Origin of the sequence: Antarcticimicrobium sp., assembly GCF_029212575.1 — a bacterium.
Lineage (GTDB): Bacteria > Pseudomonadota > Alphaproteobacteria > Rhodobacterales > Rhodobacteraceae > Antarcticimicrobium.
Genome location: NZ_JARGPK010000049.1, coordinates 1 through 19518, shown reverse-complemented (window position 1 = coordinate 19518; position 19518 = coordinate 1). Strand labels below are relative to the sequence as shown.

The following is a 19518-nucleotide window of genomic DNA, read 5'->3' as shown; positions in this document are numbered from 1 at the left end:
CGCCCCCCTGTCCGCACGGGTCCGGTCACTCCCCGCCCAGCAGGCGGGAGATGCGTCGGCCGGTCTGATGCACCGCCTCGCGTATTTCGGCGGGGATCGCCCCGCTGCCGTCGTTGGCGATGGTGGCGTTGATTGCCGCGATAACCCGGCCCGACATGTCGCGCACGGGGGCGGCGACCGAGGCGATGCCGGCCTCGAAGCTGCCGATCTGCTCGATGGTTTCGCTGTCACGGTCGCGCCGCCATTGCGCCAGAACCTCGGCTTGCCCACGCACTGCACGCCCCGGCGCAGCGTCAGCGCCGCGGTCGCGATAGAGCGCGATCATCGTATCCTCGTCCAGATCCGCCAGAAGCACCCGGCCCATTGTCGTGCTGGCTGCCGGCAACCGGCTGCCCACGTGGACGATACTGCCCATTCCCATGCGCGAGGGGATGCGCAGCATGTAAAGCACGCGGTCGCCGTCGCGCACGCCGAGATGAGCGGACCAGTCGGTCTCGTCGCGCAGCCGTTCCAGCTCGGGCAAGGCGATCTCGACCAGTTCGCGCGTGGCCATGTAGCCGTAGCCGAGCCGCAAAACGGCGGGCCCGAGGCTGTAGCTCTTGCCGCGCGGGTCCTGCAACAGGAACCCCATCTGTGCCAGCGTATAGACGGTGCGAAAGGCGGCGGAGCGGCTGAGCCCCAACTCGCGCGCCAGCTCCGACAGCGTCATTTCCTTGCGCTTGGGCGTGAAGGCGCCCAGCACCCTCAGCCCGCGCACGAGGCCGGGAACGATGTAGCGGTCTTCTGATGGGCTGGGCGAAAATGTTTTATCCATAAAACGCATGGTATCCTGCAAAACGATTTCTGACTAGACCGGTTGCAAGACGCGCGACAGAAGAAAGGATTCGCCATGAACATCCAGACCTCCTCCACCTCGCTTGCGGAAGAGTTGAAGGCCCACACAGGCCGCTTCACCGACAAGGAATTCGACTGGAACGCCTTTCCATCGAACGCCGGATTCGAGGAATTGAAGCGCGCGCAGATGCGCTATATCGGTGCCGGCGGTTCGCCCAAGGTGGGCGATACCAGCACGCTGAAGCCGAATCACTTTACCCTAAGCCTGATCTACAAGGAGCCGGGCAAATACGCCGCTTGCCATTCCCACGAGATCGAGGAAAGTTTCCTGATCATCGACGGTACGCTGGTGGTCGGATGGGAGAAGGACGGCGAGGTTGTCGAGGTCAACCTCGGACCCAAGGACATGATCCTGAACGCGCGCGAGATCGGCCACGGGTTCCGCGTCGACGGGGTCGAGCCGGTGCTGATGTCGATCTCGGTTGATGTCGGCAAGCCGCTGCCGCCGGTCTATCACTATCACCCCAAGGAGCACGCGCCGGAACTGGCCCGGTCGTTCGGCGCACAGCCGGGCAAGACGATGAAATTCGACCGAAACTGCGCGCATCCGCTGCAACAGTTGATGGCGAAATACGTTGTGCGCCACCACGAACAGCCGACGATCTGGGAGGACGCCGGGTTCACCCGCAAGGTTTATGTCGGCCCCGGCGGGATCGAGAACGACACCTGCCGCAAGGAGATGTGGGGCGTGCCCAGCCGGGTCGGTGTCAAACCCTTCACGCGGCCGGTCGAGGATGCGCTGATGGTGCTGGAGGGATCGCTGACCGTGGGCTGGGAAGAAAACGGCGAGGTGGTCGAGATCGAACTCGGGCCCCGCGATCTGGTAAAGACGCCGGCAGGGCGCAAGCACTGGTTCCGCAACGACTCGGCCGCGCCGGTGACGGTCTGGACCGTGATCGGCCAGTCGGAAGAAGATGGCGTGACCTACCAGGCCGGGTAAGAAATACCCTCCCCAACTGCAAAGGGCGCCGTCGCGGCGCCCTTTTTTCGTCTGCCAAAGGCGGCCAGACTGCTCAGACGGCCGACGCGGGCTCTCCCAGCGGTGCGGCCCAGGCGCTGTAGCCATAAACCCAGTCGGCGTTGCCGCCCTGTTTCAGCCAGTCGTTGGCGAGCGATCCGCGCTGCACCGCCGCCGTTCGGTCGCGGCGGGCGCCTCCGGCGATTGCGATTCGTAGCCCGGTCATCGTGATTCTCCCTTTGCTTTTCGCCACTTCATAAACTCGTTAACATTGTTCATTATATAACCATTTGGTCGTATTTGAATTTTCTGCGCTAAAGCAGACACTTGTCAACGCTCTCCAAGACAGTGCGCCCAATCTGAAAACGCCTTGACTCAAAGGGGCTCGCCAGTTCAAACTAATTCTTGAACACACTGTTTAAATATGAACAACTCCACAGGGGGAAGCGGACATGGACGCATTTAAGGACAGGTTGTCGCAGCAAGCCCACGACACCGGCCGCCCGGCTCTGGCCCACCAATCGCGGGGGCGGGCCCTGAGTACACAGGAGACCGCGCTGGCCGAGGCTTTGATGGAAATCTACGGCAAAGGCACCCACGATTTCGCCGCCGTTGCCGAAAAGCTGACCGCAAAGAACATCACCGCCCCGGTTTCCGGACGCACCGACTGGTCCGAGGCGCTGCTGGCCGGAGAGTTGACTGCGATCAACGCCGACATGGACGCCGCGTATGAGGCCAATGGCTATGGCGCTTGAGTTCCGCTCCGTCACCAAGGTCTTTCCAACCAATTCCGGCGCCCCGCTGACCGCCGTCTCCGACGTGAGCTTTCGCGTGAACGAAGGCGAGTTCGTCTCGGTCGTCGGCCCGTCGGGCTGCGGCAAGTCGACCATCCTGTCGATGACCGCCGGCCTTTACCAGCCCAGCGAGGGCGAGGTTCTGGTCAGCGAAGAACGCGTGGACGGCCCCAACGCGCATGTGGGCTTCATGCTGCAAAAGGACCTGTTGCTGCCCTGGCGCAACATCATCTCGAACATCGAGTTCGGGCTGGAATCGCGCGGTGTGCCGAAGGCCGAGCGCCATGCCCGCGCCATGGCCGAGCTCAAGCATTGCCATCTGGACGGGTTCGACCGGCAGTACCCCTATCAGCTTTCAGGCGGGATGCGGCAGCGCGCGGCGCTGGCGCGCACCCTGGCCATCGACCCCGAAATCATCCTTCTGGACGAGCCGTTTTCGGCACTCGACGCGCAGACCAAGCTCTTGCTGCAGAACTCCTTCGCAAAGACCATCGCCGAGGCCGGCAAGACCACTCTGCTGATCACCCATGACCTGGCCGAGGCAGTGCTGATGTCGGACCGCATCCTGGTGCTGAGCGAGCGGCCCGGCACCATCGTGGCCGAGATCGAGGTGGATCTGCCGCACCGTGAAGAGCCGATCAAGCGCCGTGTGCTGCCCGAGGTGGGCGAATACGCGGCACAACTCTTCAAGCATCTGAAACTGGAAGAAAAAGCAGCCTGACAACTGGGAGAATCAAGGTGAAACACAGCATAATCAGAACCATCGCCGCCGCTGCGATCGCCCTTTCGGCAACCGCCGCGCTGGCGACCGAAAAGGTAACCTACCTGTTCCCCGCGCCGGATTTCCTGCCCGCCTTCGCGCCGTTCCAGCTGGCCAAGGGCAAGGGCTACTTCGACGAGGCCGGCCTTGACGTGACCTTTCAGGTCGGCAAGGGCGGCGCCGATGTGGCCACGCAGGTGGCGCTGGGCAACGCCGACCTGGGCGGTGGCATCGGCGACACGCCGATCATCGTGCGCGCCAACGGGCTGAAGATCCAGGGCGTCGGCCTTCTGGGCGGGCGCGGGCTGACCCAGCTGGCCTGGCGGGCCGACAGTGGCATCACCGGCCCCGCCGACCTCAAGGGCAGGTCGATCGGCGTGCTGTCGTTCCAGGACACCACCTATTACAACCTTCTTGGTGTTCTCGCCTCGGTCGGGCTGACCAAGAACGACGTCGATATCCAGGCAGTGGGTCCCGGCGGGATCATCCAGCTCAGCATCGCGGGCAAGCTTGATGCCATGTCCGGCGTGCCGGAGTGGATTGCCGCCATCGAAGGCGCCGGCGTGAAGATGGAACAGATCCCCGTGGACACCGTGTTCCCCGCCATGGCGCAGGCGATCATCGCATCCGACGCGACCATCGCCGAGCGCCCCGAGGTGGTGCGCGGCTTTGTCCAGGCGGTCATCAGGGCGATCGGCGACATCAATGGCGACCCGGCGCAGGCGGCCAAGGATTACGTTTCCTTCGTGCCGCAGCACACCGGCAAGGAGGCCCAGGTCGAGGGGGTCATGCGGGCCTATTCCACGCTGATCTACCCCGAGGGCGAGAACCAGCCGCTGGGCGCCTTCGACCCTGACCGCATCGCCGAGGTGCAGAAATTCTATCTCGACTCCGGGATCGTCCGCACCGCGGTTCCCGTCGACGAGCTCTACACAAACGCCTTTGTGAAATGACCGACGCAACCGCAACCCAGGCCGGGGCAAACGCCCCGGCCGCCACCCGCAAACGGACGATCCCCGGGGGACTGCGCATGGACCGCCTGAACACGACCGTCGCGAGCCTTGGCCTGCTGGCTCTCGTCCTGCTGGCCTGGCAATACCTGCCGACGGCGCTTGACGTGCCGAAGTACATCATCCCGACCCTGTCGGACTGCCTGTCAGAGCTGAAGCGGATGTGGCTTTACGAGGGGCTCACCGCACACACCCTGTCGACCGCGCTCTATACCCTTCTGGGATTCCTGATCGGCAGCCTGCTGGGCGCCACGCTGGGCTATCTTCTGGGCATGTCGGCGTTCTGGGAAAAGGTGCTCTCGCCTTACATCCTTGCGCTTCAGATCGCGCCCAAGGTGGCCTTTGCGCCGCTGTTCATCATGTGGTTCGGCTACAACTCGGTGCCGAAGCTGCTGGTGACGGTGCTGATCGTGTTCTTCCCCGTCCTGGTCAACGTGCTGCAGGCCATGCGCACCGTGGACCGCGACCTGATCAACCTCGCGCGCGCCTATAACCTGAGCCGGCTGGGCGTCTTCCGCAAGATCGAGATGCCCTCGACCCTGCCCAACCTGATGGCCGGGCTGCGCATCGCCTCCACCCTCGCCGTGATCGGCGTCACCGTGGGCGAACTGGTCGGCGGAAACACCGGGCTGGGATACCTGATTTCCTACGGCGGCGGCCAGGCCAATGCCGCGATGGTGTTCAATGCCATCGTCCTGCTGACCGTGATCGGGTTCGTCCTCTACAGCGCGCTGGTGCGCATCGAGAACCGCATTCTGCATTACCTGCCCAAGGCCCACGGCTGAGCCGGCGCAGGACCAAACAGGGAGACATGAAGAAATGACTGCCATCGACAAGAAGGCCCTGATCGAGAAACGGGTAAACGAGGGCCTGCGCGGCCAGTGGTACCCGGTTTGCAAATCGGTCGAGGTCAAGACGACGCGACCCTATGGCACGAAGCTTCTTGGCGAGAAGCTGGTGCTGTGGCGCAATGGCGCGGGCGAGTTGAAATGCATCGAGGATTTCTGCCCGCACCGCGGCGCTCCGCTGAGCTATGGCGAGATCCACGAGGGAAACATCGGTTGCCGCTATCATGGCGTGAAGGTCGATGGCGACGGCGTCGTGGTGGAAGTGCCGGCCATGCCGGAATGCGCCCTGGAAGGCCGCAAGGCGCTGACCTCCTACGAAGTGACCGAGGCCAATGACGCGGTTTTCGTATACGTGCCTTCGGTCGACCAGCCCGAAGCGCCCAAACTGGTATTGCCGGACGTGATGAATGACGACGCCTGGACCGGTTTCCTGTGCACCTCGGTCTGGGGCGCGAATTACCGCTATGCGATCGACAACCTCGCCGATCCGATGCACGGCTGCTACCTGCATGCGGAAAGCTTCACGCTCGCCTACGGCTCGAAACAGGACCTGATGAAGCTCGACAAGACCGACAACGGCTTCCGCATCGAGCGCGTTGGCCAGACCGGCGAAAACTTCGACTGGACCGAGTTCGAGGTCTATCCCGGCGACATGTTCTGTTTCCTCGAAATCCCCTATCCGCCGGCGGCGGGTCCGGGGGGCGTGTTCCGCATCATCGGCTTTGTGCAGCCGATGGATGAACACACGACCAAGGTGTTCTTCTGGCGCATGCGCCAGGTCGAGGGGCTGGCGCGCGAAAGCTGGCGCTTTCTCTATCGCGCCAAGATGGAAAAGACCCATTGGGACGTGCTGGAACAGGACCGGGTGATGCTCGAAGGGATGCCCGACGACGCCCGCAAGCGCGAGATGCTCTATCAGCATGACCTCGGTGTCAGCCGCATCCGCCAGATCCTGACCCGTGCCGCCAAGGCACAGGTCGAGGCCGAGCTGAAACAGCAAGACGTCGCGGCGGAGTGAGCATGCTGAAAGACCGGCATATCCTGCTGACCGGCGCGGCGCGCGGGCTGGGGGCGGAAATCGCCCGCAGCCTGGCCGGGCACGGCGCGCGGCTGATCCTCGCCGATATCGCCGAGGACGAGGGGCGCGCCACCGCGACCGAGGTCGGGGCGGCGTTTCTGCCCGTCGATCTGGGCGATCCCGCCTCCGTCTCCGCGCTCGGACAGAAGGTATCCGCCATGACCGGCGGCGGGCTGCATGGGCTGGTGAACAACGGCGCCATCGCCACCGGAATCGGCGGCATCCCCTTCGACCAGATCGAGATCGACAGCTGGGACCTGGTGCAGCGCGTCAACGTGCGTGGCACCTGGCTGATGACGCGGGCCTGTGCCCCGATGTTGCGGAACAGCGGCTCTGGCCGGGTGGTAAACGTCGCCTCGGACACCGCGCTCTGGGGCGCGCCGAACCTGCTGTCCTATACCGCGAGCAAGGGCGCGGTGATGGCGATGACCCGCTCGCTGGCGCGCGAGTTGGGGCCGGACCGGGTGGGAATCACGGCCGTCGCGCCGGGCATCCTGACCACCGAGAGCACCGAGTATGTCCCCGAGGCACGGCACCGGCTGTATTCCGAGGGGCGCGCTTTGCCCGGTCCGCAGGGTCCGGGCGAGATCACCGACGTCATCGCCTTCCTGCTGAGCGAGGGGGCGCTGACGCTCACCGGGCAGGTGCTGCCAGTCAACAACGGCTTCGTGTTCGCATGAGTGGCTGGCAGACGCATATCGCCAGCGGGATCGAGTATCTCGAGCGCCCCGGCAGCGGCCCGGTGCTGGTGCTGCTGCACGGGATCGGCTCTCAGGCGGCCTCGTTCACACCGCTGTTGCCGTATCTGGCCCGTGACCAGAGGGTGATCGCCTGGAACGCGCCGGGATACGGCAACTCGGCGCCGCTGGCGCAGGACTGGCCGGTTGCGGCCGATTATTCTCGCGTGCTCGAGCGGTTCCTCGACGCGCTCGATCTGGCCCGCGTCACGCTGCTGGGTCATTCGCTGGGCACGCTGATGGGGGCGAGCTTTGCCGCCGCCCGGCGCGAGCGGGTCGCGCGGCTGATCCTTGCCGCGCCGGCGCTGGGTCACGGGGTGCCGCGCGGCGGTGCCCTCAGCTCGGCCGCGCGATCGCGGATCGACGATCTGGAGCGACTGGGCGCAAGGGCCTTTGCCGAGGCCCGCGCCGCGCGGCTGCTGCATGCGCCCGAGGACAACCCCGAGGCGCTGGCCCTGGTCCGCGACAGCATGGCGAAAGTCACTCTTCCCGGCTACGGCCAGGCAGCGCGGATGCTGGCCTCGGGGCGGCTGCTGGACGATGCGGAGCGGCTAAGCGTGCCCACCGACGTGATCGTCGGCGCCGACGACCGGGTGACGCCCCCCGACGGCGCCTGTCGCGCCCATGCCGCCCTGCAGGGTGCCGCGCGCGGGCGGCTGACGCTGTTGCCGCAGGCCGGCCACGCGATTTACCAACAGGCCCCGGCCCGGTTCGCTGCCGCGCTGGATCTGACACCCGAACCTGCAAGCTGAACTGCGGGACCCGGAGGAGAGACCGAGATGACCGAGACGATACGAACAGGCGGACTGAGGGGCATCATGATGCGCGGTCCCGACCTGCCCGCCACCCTGCCGTTTTACGAGGACATGTGGGGGCTGAACCTGGCGCACAAGGACGACCACACCGCCTATCTGCGCGGCACCGGGTCCGAGCCGTTCCTCTACGGGCTGACCGAGGGCGAGGTGTTCGGCATCGAATATGTACATTTTTCGATGCCAAACCGGGAGTCGATGGATGCGCTTCACGCCCAGGCCGTCGCGCGCGGTGCCGATGTGCTGGGTGCGCCGGCCGAATTCGACGACTGGCCCGGCGGCTATGGCTTCGAGCTGCTCGACCCCGACAACCGCCGCCTGCGCTTTCGCACCGAGGCGCGAGAGCTTGAACCCGAGGCCGAATGGGCCAAGCCGCGCAAGGTCAGCCATGTGGTGCTGAACACGCCGGACATGGAGGGCGTGCAGGGCTTTTACGAGGAGGTGTTGGGGTTTCGCGTCTCGGATTATTCCGCCGACCAGATGGTGTTCCTGCGCTGTTCGACCGACCACCATGCCATCGCGCTGGTCCGCGCCCATTACCCCAGCGTGAACCACGTTGCCTTCGAGTTGCCATCGATCGACGAATTCATGCGGTCGATCGGGCGGATGAAGCAGAAGGGGCACGTCCCCACCTGGGGACCGGGCCGGCACGGACCCGGCAACAACCCGTTTGCCTACTTCGTCTCGCCCTCGGGCTTCGTGATCGAGTTCACCTCGGAGGTGCAGCAGATCGACGAGACCAGCCACGAGGCGCAGGTATGGCCGCGCGACGTTCCTGAGAAAATGGACCAGTGGATGACAGCAGGTCCGCCCACCCCGGCGCAGCGCGCGGTGATGCAGGGGCGGCCCGATCCGGGCTTTCCCGAGCTGCGCAAGGCCGACCGGGGGGCGGCGGAATGAACCTCGGTTATGACAACGCCGTCGCCGTGGTGACGGGGGGCTCTTCCGGTATCGGATTGGCTACCGTCCGCGTTCTGCTGGGTGCCGGGGCCAGGGTGGCGCTCTGCGCGCGCAACCAATCCCGGCTGGAGGATGTGGCCGGGGTGCTGCGCCGCGACTATGGCGAGGACAGGGTACTGACCCGCGCCTTTTCGGTGCTGGACGAGGCGGCGGTCAACGCCTTTGCCGATGCGGTGCGCGAGACTTTCGGGCGCTGCGATCTGCTGGTCAACAACGCCGGGCAAGGCCGCCAATCGACCTTTGCCGACACCTCCAACCAGGACTGGTGCGACGAGTACGAACTCAAGATCTTCAGCCAGGTCCTGCCGATCCGCGCCTTTCTGCCGATGCTGAAGGAGGCGAGCGGCGCCATCGTGGCGGTCAATTCTCTGCTGGCCTATCAGCCCGAAAGCCACATGGTCTGCACCTCGTCGGCCCGCGCCGGCGTTCAGAACCTGTTGAAATCGCTCAGCCTGGAGCTGGCGCCCGACGTGCGCGTCAACTCGGTGCTGATGGGGCTGATCGGGTCGGGCCAATGGACCCGCCGTTTCGCCGAGCGCGAAGATCAGAGCGTCAGCCGCGAGGACTGGTATCGCGACCTGGCCCGGCGCAAGGGCATTCCGCTGGGCCGACTGGGCGACGCCGAAGAGGCCGCCAACGCCATCGCATTTCTGGGGTCGCGCGCGGCCAGTTACATCACCGGCGCCCAGCTCGACGTTTCGGGCGGGCTGAACCGGCATATTTAGGGACATTCAGGGACGTGGGCATGAAATACGAACAGATCCAACAAACCGCGACCGTCGGCGATTCCATTGCGGGGGCGCTGGCCGATATCGGGGTGACGACGATGTTCGGCGTCATCTCGATCCACAACATGCCGATCCTCGACGCGGTGGCACGCCAGGGGCGCATCCGCTTCGTTCCCGCCCGCGGCGAGGCCGGCGCGATGAACATGGCCGATGCCTATGCCCGCGCCTCGGGGGGCTTGGGCGTCTGCCTGACCTCGACCGGCACCGCCGCGGGCAACGCGGCTGGGGCACAGGCCGAGGCGCTGACGGCGGGCAGCCGGGTGCTGCACATCACCAGCCAGGTCGATACCGACCTTGCCGACCGCGACCGCGCGCCGATCCATGACGTGCCGAAACAGGCCGAGATGCTGCGCGGAATCTCAAAGGCGGTGTTCCGCATGTGGGACGCCAACGGCGCCATCGGCACGTTGAACGCGGCAATCTCGGCCACGCTGTCGGCACCCAGCGGCCCGGTCAGCCTGGAGATCCCGGTGGACGTGCAGCGCAGCCCGGCCACATCCGCCGCCCGCCTGCATGCGCCCGTCCCGGTGCGTCCGCGCGCCAGCGACGCGATGATCGACGAGTTGGCGGAGTACCTGACGGCCGCCAAGCGTCCACTGATCTGGCTCGGCGGCGGCGCGCGCGGGGCGGTGGCCGAGGCGACCGAACTGATGCGGCGCGGCGTTGGCGTGGTGACATCGACCAACGGGCGCGGCGTGGTGTCCGAGGAGGAACCGGCGACGCTGGGCGCCTTCAACATGGGGCCGGAGGCGGCGGCGCTTTACGAAAGCTGCGACCTGATGCTGGTGGTGGGCTCGCGCCTGCGCGGCAACGAGACCCGCAACAACAAGCTGCCGCTGCCCCGGCCGCTGCTGCAGATCGACGCCGACGCGGGCCAGGGCGGGCGCAACTACCCGGTGGACGCCTTCGTGCACGGCGATGCCGCCGACACCCTGCGCCGGTTGCTGGACCGTCTGCCCGAACGGCTCGCCACCGACCCCGACCTGAGCTTCGACATCGCGCGGGCGCGGGCCGAGGCCGAGGGGCGCTTGCGCGACCAGCTTGGCCCCTACCGCGTGGTGGCCGATGCGCTGAGCGACAAGGTCTCGCAAGAGGGGCACATCTGGGTGCGCGACGTGACTATCTCGAATTCCACTTTCGGCAACCGCTACGTGCGCCTCACCGACCCGAAACAGGGGGTGCATGCGCTGGGCGGCGGCATCGGTCAGGGAGTGGCGATGGGCATCGGAGCGGCGCTGGCCTGCGCGCCGGGCACCAGGGCGATCACGCTTCTGGGCGATGGCGGCACCATGCTGGGCCTGGCCGAGGCGATCACCGCCGTCGAGGAAGACGCGCCTCTGGTCTATGTCCTGATGAACGACCAGGCCTATGGCGTGATCCAGAACATCCAGGACGCGCAATACGACAGCCGCCGCCACTACTCGGCCCTGCGCGTTCCGGAGTTCGGAACCTTTTGCGCCGCCATCGGCCTGCCTCACCGCAAGGTGGATGACGTGGCCGGTTTTGCAGCGGCGCTGGACGCCGCCGTCGCCGCCGGGGGTCCGCAGCTGATCGAGGTGGACATGTGCGCCATCGGCCCCTTTGCCGAATCCTTCGCAGGTCCGCCCGCCGGCGCGGCGCAAAAGGCGGAGTGACCCCATGCGGCTTGGCCTGATCGGATACGGCAATATCGCCACGACCCTGCTGGGGTTGTTGGAAAGGACCGGTCTGCACCCCGCGCATCTGTCGGTGCTGGCGCGCCCCGGCAACGCCCCGGCGGTACGCGCCCGACTCGCTGCGGATGCCGCCGCGCTGACCCGATCGGCGACGGTGGTCGAGGATGCCGCCGGACTGTTGCGCACCGCCCCCGATCTTGTGGTGGAATGCGCCAGCCACAGCGCGGTCGCGGCGCATCTGCCCGCGATCCTGCGGGCCGGCGTGGATGTGGTGCAGGTCTCGGTCGGGGCGATGTCGGATGCGGCGCTTGAGGCCGATCTTCGCGCTGCCGCGACCGAAGGCGGCGCGCGCATCGTGCTGCCCGCCGGCGCGGTGGGCGGCATCGACCTTCTGGCGGCGTTGGCCCCTGCGGGCGGGCTGGAGGTGATCTATCGCGGCAGCAAGCCGCCCCGCGCCTGGGCCGGCACACCGGCCGAGGCTGTGCTGGATCTGGATGGCCTTACCGAACGCAGGGTGTTCTTCCAGGGCAGCGCGCGCGAGGCGGCGCGGGACTATCCGAAAAACGCCAATGTCGCCGCAACCCTCGCGCTGGCCGGTGCCGGGTTCGAGGTAACCCGGGTCGAATTGATTGCCGACCCTTCCGCCCCCGGCAATGTGCACAGCTATGAGGTCCGCTCGCCGGTGGCGAACTACCGGATGGAAATCGAAAACCTGCCCTCGGCGGGCAATGCAAAAACCAGCGTGTCCACGGTCTACTCGGTCTTGCGCGAGGTCCGGAACCGCATGGAGGTGGTGGCGATATGACAGATATGAGCTTTGACGAGATGCCCGACGGGCGATTGTTCATGGGCGGCGAATGGCGTGCGGGTACGGGGGCCGAAATCACCTCGGTTTTCCCCGCCGACGGCAGCGTCAACCGGGTGCTGCGCGGTGCCTCGCGCGCCGATGGGACCGAGGCGATCGCGCGGGCCAAGGCCGCGCAGGCCGACCCGGCCTGGCGTGGGCTGAAGCCGCATGAACGGGCGCGATACCTTTATGCCATCGCCGACGGGATCGAGGCGAACATCCAACGCATCTCGCGGATCCAGAGCCGCGACACCGGCAAGACCCAGCGCGAGACAGCGGCGCTGGCGGCCTCGGCCGCCGGTACCTTTCGCTATTTCGGCGCGGTGGCCGAGACCATGGACGAGGATCTGACCGCCCAGCGCGGCGATAGTCTGACCCTCTCGGTGCATGAGCCGCTGGGCCTGGTCGCCGCGATCACGCCCTGGAACTCGCCCATCGCCTCGGACGCGCAAAAGGTCGCCCCGGCGCTGGCGGCAGGCAACGCGGTGATCCTCAAACCCGCCTCATGGTCGCCGCTGACCGCGCTGGAACTGGCCCGCATCGTGGAGGCGACGGGCCTGCCCAAGGGGCTGTTCTCGGTCCTGCCCGGGGCCGGGCGAGAGATCGGCAACCTGCTGGTGGAGCATCCTGACATTGCCAAGGTCAGCTTCACCGGCGGCACCTCCACGGGGCGCGCGCTGGCGCGCAAGGCCGCGGAAAAGCTGATGCCGGTCAGCCTGGAACTGGGCGGCAAATCCCCCACCATGCTGTTCGGGGACGCGGATATGGAGCAGGCGCTGGCCGGCATCCTGTTCGGCATCTTCTCGTCCTCAGGGCAAAGCTGCATCGCCGGCTCGCGCCTGTTCGTGCAGCGGGGAATCTACGACGAGGTCGTCGCGCGGCTGGTTGCGGCGACCAAGCGGCTGAAGGTCGGCCACCCGTTCGACCCCGCAACTCAGGTCGCACCGCTGGTGCACATGGACCACCGCGACGAGGTCGCCGCCCATGTCGCCCGCGCGCTGGAGGATGGCGCCGAGCTGCTGTGTGGCGGGGCCGTGCCGGAGGGCGAGGAATACGCCAACGGCAGTTACTACCTTCCCACCATTCTCACGGGCGTGAAGAACACCGACCGGATCTGCCGCGACGAGGTCTTTGGCCCGGTGCTGGCCGTGCTGCCCTTCGAGGACGAGGCGGATGTCATCGCGCAATCCAATGACAGCGACTACGGCCTCGCCTGCGGCATCTGGACCCGCGATTTCCCGAAAGCCTGGCGCGTCGGCCGGGCGGTCAATGCCGGCACGATCTGGCACAACACCTATAAGCAGTTCTCGATCTCCACCCCCTTCGGCGGCGAGCGCGACAGCGGCACCGGCCGGGAAAAGGGGCGTCAGGGGCTGCGCGCCTACATGACGCAGAAAAGCTTTTACTCGGACCTGAGCGGCGCGCCGCACCCCTGGGCGGGCGCGGCACTGGAGGAGGCATGAGCGGCAAGATTGCCATCGTGGGTGCCGGCCCCTCGGGCTGTTTCCTGGCGCAGGCGCTGCTGAAGGCCGCGCCGGGGCTGGAGGTGGATCTGATCGACCGGCTGCCGGTACCCTATGGGTTGGTGCGCTATGGCGTGGCCGCCGATCACCAGGGCACCAAGGCCGTGTCCCGGCAGTTCGCCCGCGTCTTCGAGCGGCAGGGCGCGCAGTTCTTCGGCAACGTGACGCTGGGCGCGGATGTGACGCTGGAGACGTTGCGCGCGGCCTATGACGCGGTGGTGCTGGCCGCCGGGCTGTCGCAGGATCGGCCGCTGGCCATTCCCGGCGGCGATCTGCCCGGGGTCCATGGCGCCGGAACGCTGACCCGCGCGCTTTATGACCATCCCGACGCCTGCGCCCTGCCCGACCTCGGCCCCCGCCCGTTGATCGTCGGAAACGGCAACGTGGCCATCGACCTGCTGCGCCTGCTGGCCAAGACGCCAGAGGAAATGACAGGATCCGACCTCGGCGCGGGACCCGGCGAATGGCTGGCCGGGAGCGGGATCGAGGAGATCACCATCACCGGCCGGTCGCCCGCCGCGCAGGCCAAGTTCGACACGGTGATGATCAAGGAACTGGCGAAGCTCGCCGGCGTCAGCATCCGCGTGATCGGCGCGGGGGCCAGCGACGACCCCGTTGAGCAGAAGAAGATCGAGGCGGTGCAGGCGCTGGACGGCATCGCCACCGGTCCGCGCCGGATCACCTTCCGCTTCGGGCTGACCCCGCTCGCGGTCGAGGGGGAAACATCCGCCGAGGCGGTTCGCTTTGCCACCGACCAGGACGAGGAGGTGCTGTCTTGTTCCTCGGTTCTGACCGCCATCGGCTTCGGCCCCGCCGGCGACCTGCCGCGCGATGCGCTGCTGGCCGATGCGCGGGACGCCGAGGCGGGTGCGTTGGCCCCCGGACTGTACGCAACTGGCTGGTTCCGGCGCGGGCCGCGCGGCACCATCCCGGAAAACCGCGCCGACGCGCAGGCGCTGGCCGCCCGTATTCTGGACGATCTGAAATCCGACCCCGATAAACCGGGCCGCGCCATTCTTGCGGATCTGGCCGAGGCGGTGGATTACACCGGCTGGACCCGGATCGACGCCCATGAAACCGAGGCAGCCCCAGAGGGCCGCTGCCGCGCCAAGATCGCCACCCGTGCGGAAATGCTGCGCCGTGCGCGCCAAGAGGAGAGACCAAAATGAAGATCACCATTCTCTACGGCACCGAGACCGGCAATGCCGAGATGCTGGCCGAGGATATCCAGGCCGAACTGGAAGGCGAAAACGAGGTCGATTGCCTCAACCTGTCGGACATGTCGCCCTCCGACTTCGATGCCTCCCGCTTTTTTCTGCTGGTCTGCTCGACCTATGGCGATGGCGACCTGCCCGCTTCGGCCCAGCCTTTTGCCGAGGCGATGAACGCGGAAAAACCCGACCTCTCGGCGATCCATTTCGCCATCTTCGGGCTGGGCGACAGCGAATATGACGAGACCTTCAACCATGGGCCGAAGAAACTGGCCGAGCTGATGCTGGCCCACGGCGCGCGGCAGATCGGCGAGCGGGTGGCGCATGATGCCTCCGGCGACGACATGGCCGAGGATCTCGCCTTTCCCTGGGCCGAAGAGGTGATCGCGCAGGCTGGCGAAGCCCTGGGCGAGGCGGCCTGATGACCCCGCAGGAGATCCGAGCGCGCCTCACCGTGCCCTGGCGGCATGGCGAGTTCGTCGATCTGGCCGGGGTCGAATGCGACGCGCCGCTGGATCTGTCGGGCTGCACGCTGACCGGCGTCGATTTCTCCGGCGCGCGGTTTGCGCAGGGGATCGACGCGCGCGGCGCGCGGTTCGACGGGATCTGCTGGTTTCGCGGTGCCACGTTCGGCGGCCCAGCCCACTTCGGCGGCGCGCTTTTCATGAACGACGCCCGGTTCGAAAACAGCCGGTTCGACCGCGCGGCCGATTTCTCCGGGGCCGAGTTCCGCGGCATCGGACGGTTCGACAATACCCGCTTTGATGCCGGCGCCGATTTCTCCGCCACGGTCAGCTATGGCAATGTCTCGCTTCAGGCCGTGTCCGCCGTCGGGCCGGTCACATTCCGCGGCGGCGAATGGCTGGGCGGATTGTGGTGCCAGGGCGCACGGCTGCCTGCCGAGACCGACCTTGGGGAGACCCAGGTCCACGGGCGACTGTGGCTGCGGGATGCGCGGCGCGGAAACTCCGCGCTCGGCTCCGGCGATTTCGGGATGTCCTTCGGCTATACCTACGTCTGAGTGCGGCGCGCCTACATCTGCTCCGCCGACCAGCCGCGATAGCCCAGCGCCTCGGAAATCTCCCGCGCGGCAGCCTTCAACTGCACCTCGATCCGCTCCACCATCGGGCTGCCCTCTGCAAAGACGCTGGCATGCCCGGTCACGTTGATCGCGGCAATGGCGTGGCCCTGATGATCGTGCACCGAGACGGCAGCCGAGCCGATCTCGGGCTCGAAATTCGCCACGCTCCAGGACAGGCCCCGGGCGCGGTCGGCCTCGATCTGGTTTTGCAGTTCTTCCAGCGTTGTGCGCGTCTTCTGGGTATAGGCCTCCAGCGCCCGTCCGGCATAGAGCTCGGCCAGCGCGCTGGGGGTCAGATCGGACAGCAGGATACGCCCGATCGTGGTGGCATGGGCAGGCAGGCGGGTGCCCTCGCGCACGGTGCTGGCCAGGTGCGACACCGGCGTTTCCCGCGCCAGGTAGACGATCTCGCGCCCCTCGCGCACGCCAAGATGCGCCGAGAGGCCCAGCGCTTCGACCAGCTTGCGCAGAACCGGGCGCGCGGTCGGGATGATGCCGCGTTCGTTCAATGCCTCCGAGGCCAGCGCGATCAGCCCGGTACCAAGCCGGTAGCCCCCCGCCTCGGGCAGCGGCTCGATCATCCGCTCCGCCTCCAGCGTCGCCAGCAGCCGGATCAGCGTGGTGCGGTTGATGCCGATGTCCTTGGCCGTCTGGCTGGAATTGCGGCACCGGTTTCCGGCCGCGATATGGCGCAGAAGGCGCAAGGCGCGCTCCACCGGTGGCACCGAGTAATCCGGGCGGGTTTTCTCCGTGCCGTCACTCTCAGTCATCGCCACCCCAATCAACCAAATATGAACGTATTTTTCCTTATTGGTCGGGAGCGCGCAACGCAAGCCCTCACCGCCCGGCCCGGGCGCCTCACACCTCCTCGAACCCCCGGTAGAACCGGTTGTGGGTGGGCGAGATCAGCACCTCGTTAAGACAGGCATGCGCCGGCATCTCGGCCACAAAGCGCACCGTCGCCGCCAGATCCGCAACCTGCAACATGCGGTCCCGCTCGGCCTGGCTCGGCGGCTTGGGGCGCTTGTCGAGGATTTCCGTCGCCACCTCGCCCGGCATGATCACGGTCGAGCGGATGCCATGGGCACCGCCCTCGTCGTTGATCGTCTCGTTCAGCGCGATCACCGCCCGCTTGGTCGCGTTATAGGCCGCCCCGGTCAGTCGCCCGGCATAGCGCCCGGCCCAGCTGGAGATCAGGATCACCTGCCCGCCGCCGCGCGCGCGCATCCCCGGCAGCACAGCGCGCACCGGGTAGAACACCCCGTTGAGGTTCACATCGACCACCGTGCGCCAATCCTCGTCCGTCAGGTCGAACAGGGCGCGTTTCGGCACGTTCATACCGGCATTGGCCAGCAGGATATCGACGGTGCCGATCCGCGCCGCCGCTTCCGCCACCGCCTCGACGTCGGTGACGTCGAGCGGCTCGGCGCGGGCCAGCCCGCCCCCTGCCTCGATCTGGCTTACCACCTCTTGCAGCGGTTCCGGGCGGCGGCCCGAGACCACCACCTCGGCCCCCGCAGCGGCCAGCGCCCGCGCGGCGCCCGCCCCGATGCCGGAGCCGCCGCCGGTGATCCATACCCGTTTTCCAGTCAGTATTTGCATAATGTCCCTCTCAAGCCGGTTGCTGTTCCCAATATGGCGCGCGCAGTTCGCGTTTGAGGATCTTGCCGATCGAACTGCGCGGCAACGCGTCCCGGGCCTCCACCGCCGACAGCCGCTGGCTCTTGCCCAGCCCCTCGTTGGCGCGTGCGCGGATCTCTTCTGCGCCCCGTGTCGCGCCGGGCCGCAGCACCACCAGCCCCAGCGGGGTCTCGCCCCAGCGCTCGGACGGCACCCCGATCACCGCGGCGTCGGTCACGTCCGGATCGTCCAGCAACACCCGTTCCAGATCGTCGGCAAAGACGTTCAGCCCGCCGGAGATGATCATGTCCTTCTTTCGGTCCGACAGGATCAGGAAACCGTCCCCGTCGAACCGGCCCATGTCGCCGGAGCGGAAGAACACCCGACCCTGATCGTCGCGCCAGAGATAGTCCTCGGTCAGGTCGTCGCGCCCAAAATAGCCCGCCATCATGGCGGGCGAGCGACCGACGATTTCTCCGACCTCGCCCGGGGCGACCTCGCGGCCCGCATCGTCGATCAACCGGATCTCGCTGCCCGGGGCGGGCTGGCCGACGGTGTGCAGCTTGTCGGGATGCTCATGCGCGGCCAGCATGGTGATGCCGCCGCCCTCGGTCAGCCCGTAAAGCTCGGTCAGGGTGCCGGGAAAGCGGGCCAGCGCATCACGTTTCACATCCGCCCTCAGCGGCGCCGAGGTCGACCATTTGAAGCGCAGCGCGCCCAGGTCGAAGGTGTCGAACTCCGGCACGTCGAGGATGCGCTTGTATTGCACCGGCACCAGCATGGTGTGGGTGATCCGCTCGGCCTCAGCGATCTCCAGCCATTCCCACGCGTCGAACTTGCGCACAAGATGCACGGTGGAGCCGCCCGCCAGCGTCGGCAGGAACGACACGATGGTGGTGTTGGAATACAGCGGCGTCGACAACAGCGTGCGCGCGTCCTGATCGTAGCCGCTCAGCGCGATCCGGTCCATCTGCGCCGCGCGCAACCCGTGGTCGTGCAGGATCCCTTTGGGTGTTCCGGTGGTGCCCGAGGAATAGATCAGGTTGAACCGGTCGTCCATGGCGATGGGGATGCGTGGATCATGCTCCGGGACCTCCGCAAGCAGCGCCTCGTAATCGTCAACGCCGGGCGCGTGGAAATCCAGCGCCACCACCCGCAGCGGCAGGGCGTCGACCGCATCGGCGGCCAGATCGCGATAGGCTTCGGCCAAGAACAGCAGCCGCGCGCCGCAATCGGCCAGCATGCCCTTCAGCGCCACGGGCGAGGCCATGGTGGACAGCGGCGTGACACAGCCGCCAGCCCGCAGGATCCCCATGAACAACTCCGCATAGGCAACCGAGTTGGGCGACAGGATCGCCACCGGCTCGCCCTTTTGCATCCCCATCGCCAACAGCGCGTTGGCAACCCGGTTGATCCGCGCGTCGAACGCCGCCCAGCTCTGACGCGTCGCACCGCAGACAACGGCCTCGACTTGCGGCTTGTCCCGCGCGACCCTGCGGACCATCTCTACCACGCTCAAACGCGCCTGCTCCGCCCCGGCCGGGCGTTCGAATTCGATCATGCGGCTTTCCTCCCCCGCGCATGCCGCGATCGTAGGGCGCAGCGCAGGCCGAACACAAGCCCAGCCGGCGGTGTGGCGCGTGCCGGGTTTTGGCGGGTTTCCCGCCCGCTGGCAAAGCATTGCGCGGTCTGCAGGGCTTTGTTGCGCAAATCGGTTGAGGGGATTCATCTTGTGAATCCAGCGTGATAGCTGGAGGGCATGAGCAACTGGGCGTCAACGAAGTACAAGACCGCGAACTGCGCCTTCGTACAACACCGCACTGAAGCAACGCGGATCGCTTTCGATCTGGTTTGATCCCGGGATGATCCGGGTGCCGCCGCCGAGCGGCAAGCGTGGTCGACAGCAGCAATTCAGTGACGCGGCGATCCAGACCTGTTTGAC

General features: G+C 66.9%; 21 protein-coding genes and 1 pseudogene. 17 read left to right on the top strand and 5 right to left on the bottom strand.

The window, feature by feature from the left end:
- Window positions 1–25: 25 nt before the first annotated feature.
- Window positions 26–814, bottom strand: a complete 789-nt coding sequence (locus P1U75_RS10090; RefSeq protein ID WP_300242741.1) for an IclR family transcriptional regulator — start codon at window positions 812–814, stop codon at window positions 26–28.
- Window positions 815–889: 75 nt separating this feature from the next.
- On the opposite strand from P1U75_RS10090, the gene P1U75_RS10085 reads away from it, so the two are divergent.
- Entirely contained in the window at window positions 890–1834 is a 945-nt protein-coding gene (locus P1U75_RS10085) for a cupin domain-containing protein (RefSeq protein ID WP_300242739.1), read from the top strand.
- Window positions 1835–1907: 73 nt separating this feature from the next.
- Here P1U75_RS10085 and P1U75_RS10080 read toward each other — a convergent pair whose 3' ends face one another.
- On the bottom strand, window positions 1908–2078 hold the full coding sequence (locus P1U75_RS10080) for a hypothetical protein (protein WP_300242737.1): 171 nt from the start codon (window positions 2076–2078) through the stop codon (window positions 1908–1910).
- Between the two features lie 226 nt (window positions 2079–2304).
- Here P1U75_RS10080 and P1U75_RS10075 point away from each other — a divergent pair, with 226 nt between their 5' ends.
- The 15 genes from P1U75_RS10075 (at window position 2305) to P1U75_RS10005 (ending at window position 15896) form a co-directional block, all read left to right on the top strand.
- Complete coding sequence (locus P1U75_RS10075; protein ID WP_300242735.1) at window positions 2305–2607, top strand: recombinase-like helix-turn-helix domain-containing protein; 303 nt, start codon at window positions 2305–2307, stop codon at window positions 2605–2607.
- Window positions 2591–3367 carry an ABC transporter ATP-binding protein gene (locus tag P1U75_RS10070; protein ID WP_300242733.1) on the top strand — a complete coding sequence of 259 codons (777 nt, stop codon included), beginning with the start codon at window positions 2591–2593 and terminating at the stop codon, window positions 3365–3367. The genes P1U75_RS10075 and P1U75_RS10070 overlap by 17 nt, the downstream gene beginning before the upstream one ends.
- Window positions 3368–3384: 17 nt before the next feature.
- Window positions 3385–4359: an ABC transporter substrate-binding protein gene (locus tag P1U75_RS10065; protein ID WP_300242732.1), complete on the top strand. Its 975-nt coding sequence runs from the start codon at window positions 3385–3387 to the stop codon at window positions 4357–4359.
- Window positions 4360–4436: 77 nt separating this feature from the next.
- The gene (locus tag P1U75_RS10060; RefSeq protein WP_300242730.1) at window positions 4437–5201 is read left to right on the top strand and encodes an ABC transporter permease; all 765 of its coding nucleotides are present in this window, start codon (window positions 4437–4439) and stop codon (window positions 5199–5201) included.
- Between the two features lie 34 nt (window positions 5202–5235).
- Window positions 5236–6282 carry a Rieske 2Fe-2S domain-containing protein gene (locus tag P1U75_RS10055; protein ID WP_300242728.1) on the top strand — a complete coding sequence of 349 codons (1047 nt, stop codon included), beginning with the start codon at window positions 5236–5238 and terminating at the stop codon, window positions 6280–6282.
- A gap of 2 nt (window positions 6283–6284) precedes the next feature.
- A complete protein-coding gene (locus tag P1U75_RS10050) occupies window positions 6285–7022 on the top strand; it encodes an SDR family oxidoreductase (RefSeq protein ID WP_300242726.1) in 738 nt (245 codons plus the stop codon).
- On the top strand, window positions 7019–7831 hold the full coding sequence (locus P1U75_RS10045) for an alpha/beta hydrolase (RefSeq protein ID WP_300242724.1): 813 nt from the start codon (window positions 7019–7021) through the stop codon (window positions 7829–7831). The genes P1U75_RS10050 and P1U75_RS10045 overlap by 4 nt, the downstream gene beginning before the upstream one ends.
- 27 nt (window positions 7832–7858) lie before the next feature.
- Window positions 7859–8791, top strand: coding sequence for a VOC family protein (locus P1U75_RS10040; RefSeq protein ID WP_300242722.1), 933 nt, complete (start codon window positions 7859–7861; stop codon window positions 8789–8791).
- Complete coding sequence (locus P1U75_RS10035) at window positions 8788–9576, top strand: SDR family oxidoreductase (protein ID WP_300242720.1); 789 nt, start codon at window positions 8788–8790, stop codon at window positions 9574–9576. The genes P1U75_RS10040 and P1U75_RS10035 overlap by 4 nt, the downstream gene beginning before the upstream one ends.
- A gap of 20 nt (window positions 9577–9596) precedes the next feature.
- Window positions 9597–11273, top strand: coding sequence for a thiamine pyrophosphate-binding protein (locus tag P1U75_RS10030; protein ID WP_300242718.1), 1677 nt, complete (start codon window positions 9597–9599; stop codon window positions 11271–11273).
- Window positions 11274–11277: 4 nt separating this feature from the next.
- Entirely contained in the window at window positions 11278–12099 is an 822-nt protein-coding gene (locus tag P1U75_RS10025; RefSeq protein ID WP_300242716.1) for an aspartate dehydrogenase, read from the top strand.
- Complete coding sequence (locus P1U75_RS10020; protein ID WP_300242714.1) at window positions 12096–13604, top strand: aldehyde dehydrogenase; 1509 nt, start codon at window positions 12096–12098, stop codon at window positions 13602–13604. Before P1U75_RS10025 ends, P1U75_RS10020 begins: the two co-directional genes overlap by 4 nt.
- A complete protein-coding gene (locus P1U75_RS10015) occupies window positions 13601–14833 on the top strand; it encodes an FAD-dependent oxidoreductase (protein WP_300242712.1) in 1233 nt (410 codons plus the stop codon). The genes P1U75_RS10020 and P1U75_RS10015 overlap by 4 nt, the downstream gene beginning before the upstream one ends.
- Entirely contained in the window at window positions 14830–15297 is a 468-nt protein-coding gene (locus P1U75_RS10010; RefSeq protein WP_300242711.1) for a flavodoxin domain-containing protein, read from the top strand. Before P1U75_RS10015 ends, P1U75_RS10010 begins: the two co-directional genes overlap by 4 nt.
- On the top strand, window positions 15297–15896 hold the full coding sequence (locus P1U75_RS10005) for a pentapeptide repeat-containing protein (RefSeq protein ID WP_300242708.1): 600 nt from the start codon (window positions 15297–15299) through the stop codon (window positions 15894–15896). The genes P1U75_RS10010 and P1U75_RS10005 overlap by 1 nt, the downstream gene beginning before the upstream one ends.
- Window positions 15897–15907: 11 nt before the next feature.
- Here P1U75_RS10005 and P1U75_RS10000 read toward each other — a convergent pair whose 3' ends face one another.
- From P1U75_RS10000 to P1U75_RS09990, 3 genes are all read right to left on the bottom strand, one after another.
- Entirely contained in the window at window positions 15908–16726 is an 819-nt protein-coding gene (locus tag P1U75_RS10000; protein WP_300242706.1) for an IclR family transcriptional regulator, read from the bottom strand.
- A gap of 88 nt (window positions 16727–16814) precedes the next feature.
- The gene (locus P1U75_RS09995; RefSeq protein ID WP_300242704.1) at window positions 16815–17558 is read right to left on the bottom strand and encodes an SDR family NAD(P)-dependent oxidoreductase; all 744 of its coding nucleotides are present in this window, start codon (window positions 17556–17558) and stop codon (window positions 16815–16817) included.
- A gap of 10 nt (window positions 17559–17568) precedes the next feature.
- Window positions 17569–19137: a class I adenylate-forming enzyme family protein gene (locus tag P1U75_RS09990; protein ID WP_300242702.1), complete on the bottom strand. Its 1569-nt coding sequence runs from the start codon at window positions 19135–19137 to the stop codon at window positions 17569–17571.
- A gap of 198 nt (window positions 19138–19335) precedes the next feature.
- Here P1U75_RS09990 and P1U75_RS09985 point away from each other — a divergent pair.
- A pseudogene (locus P1U75_RS09985) lies at window positions 19336–19518 on the top strand (transposase); the annotation flags it as partial.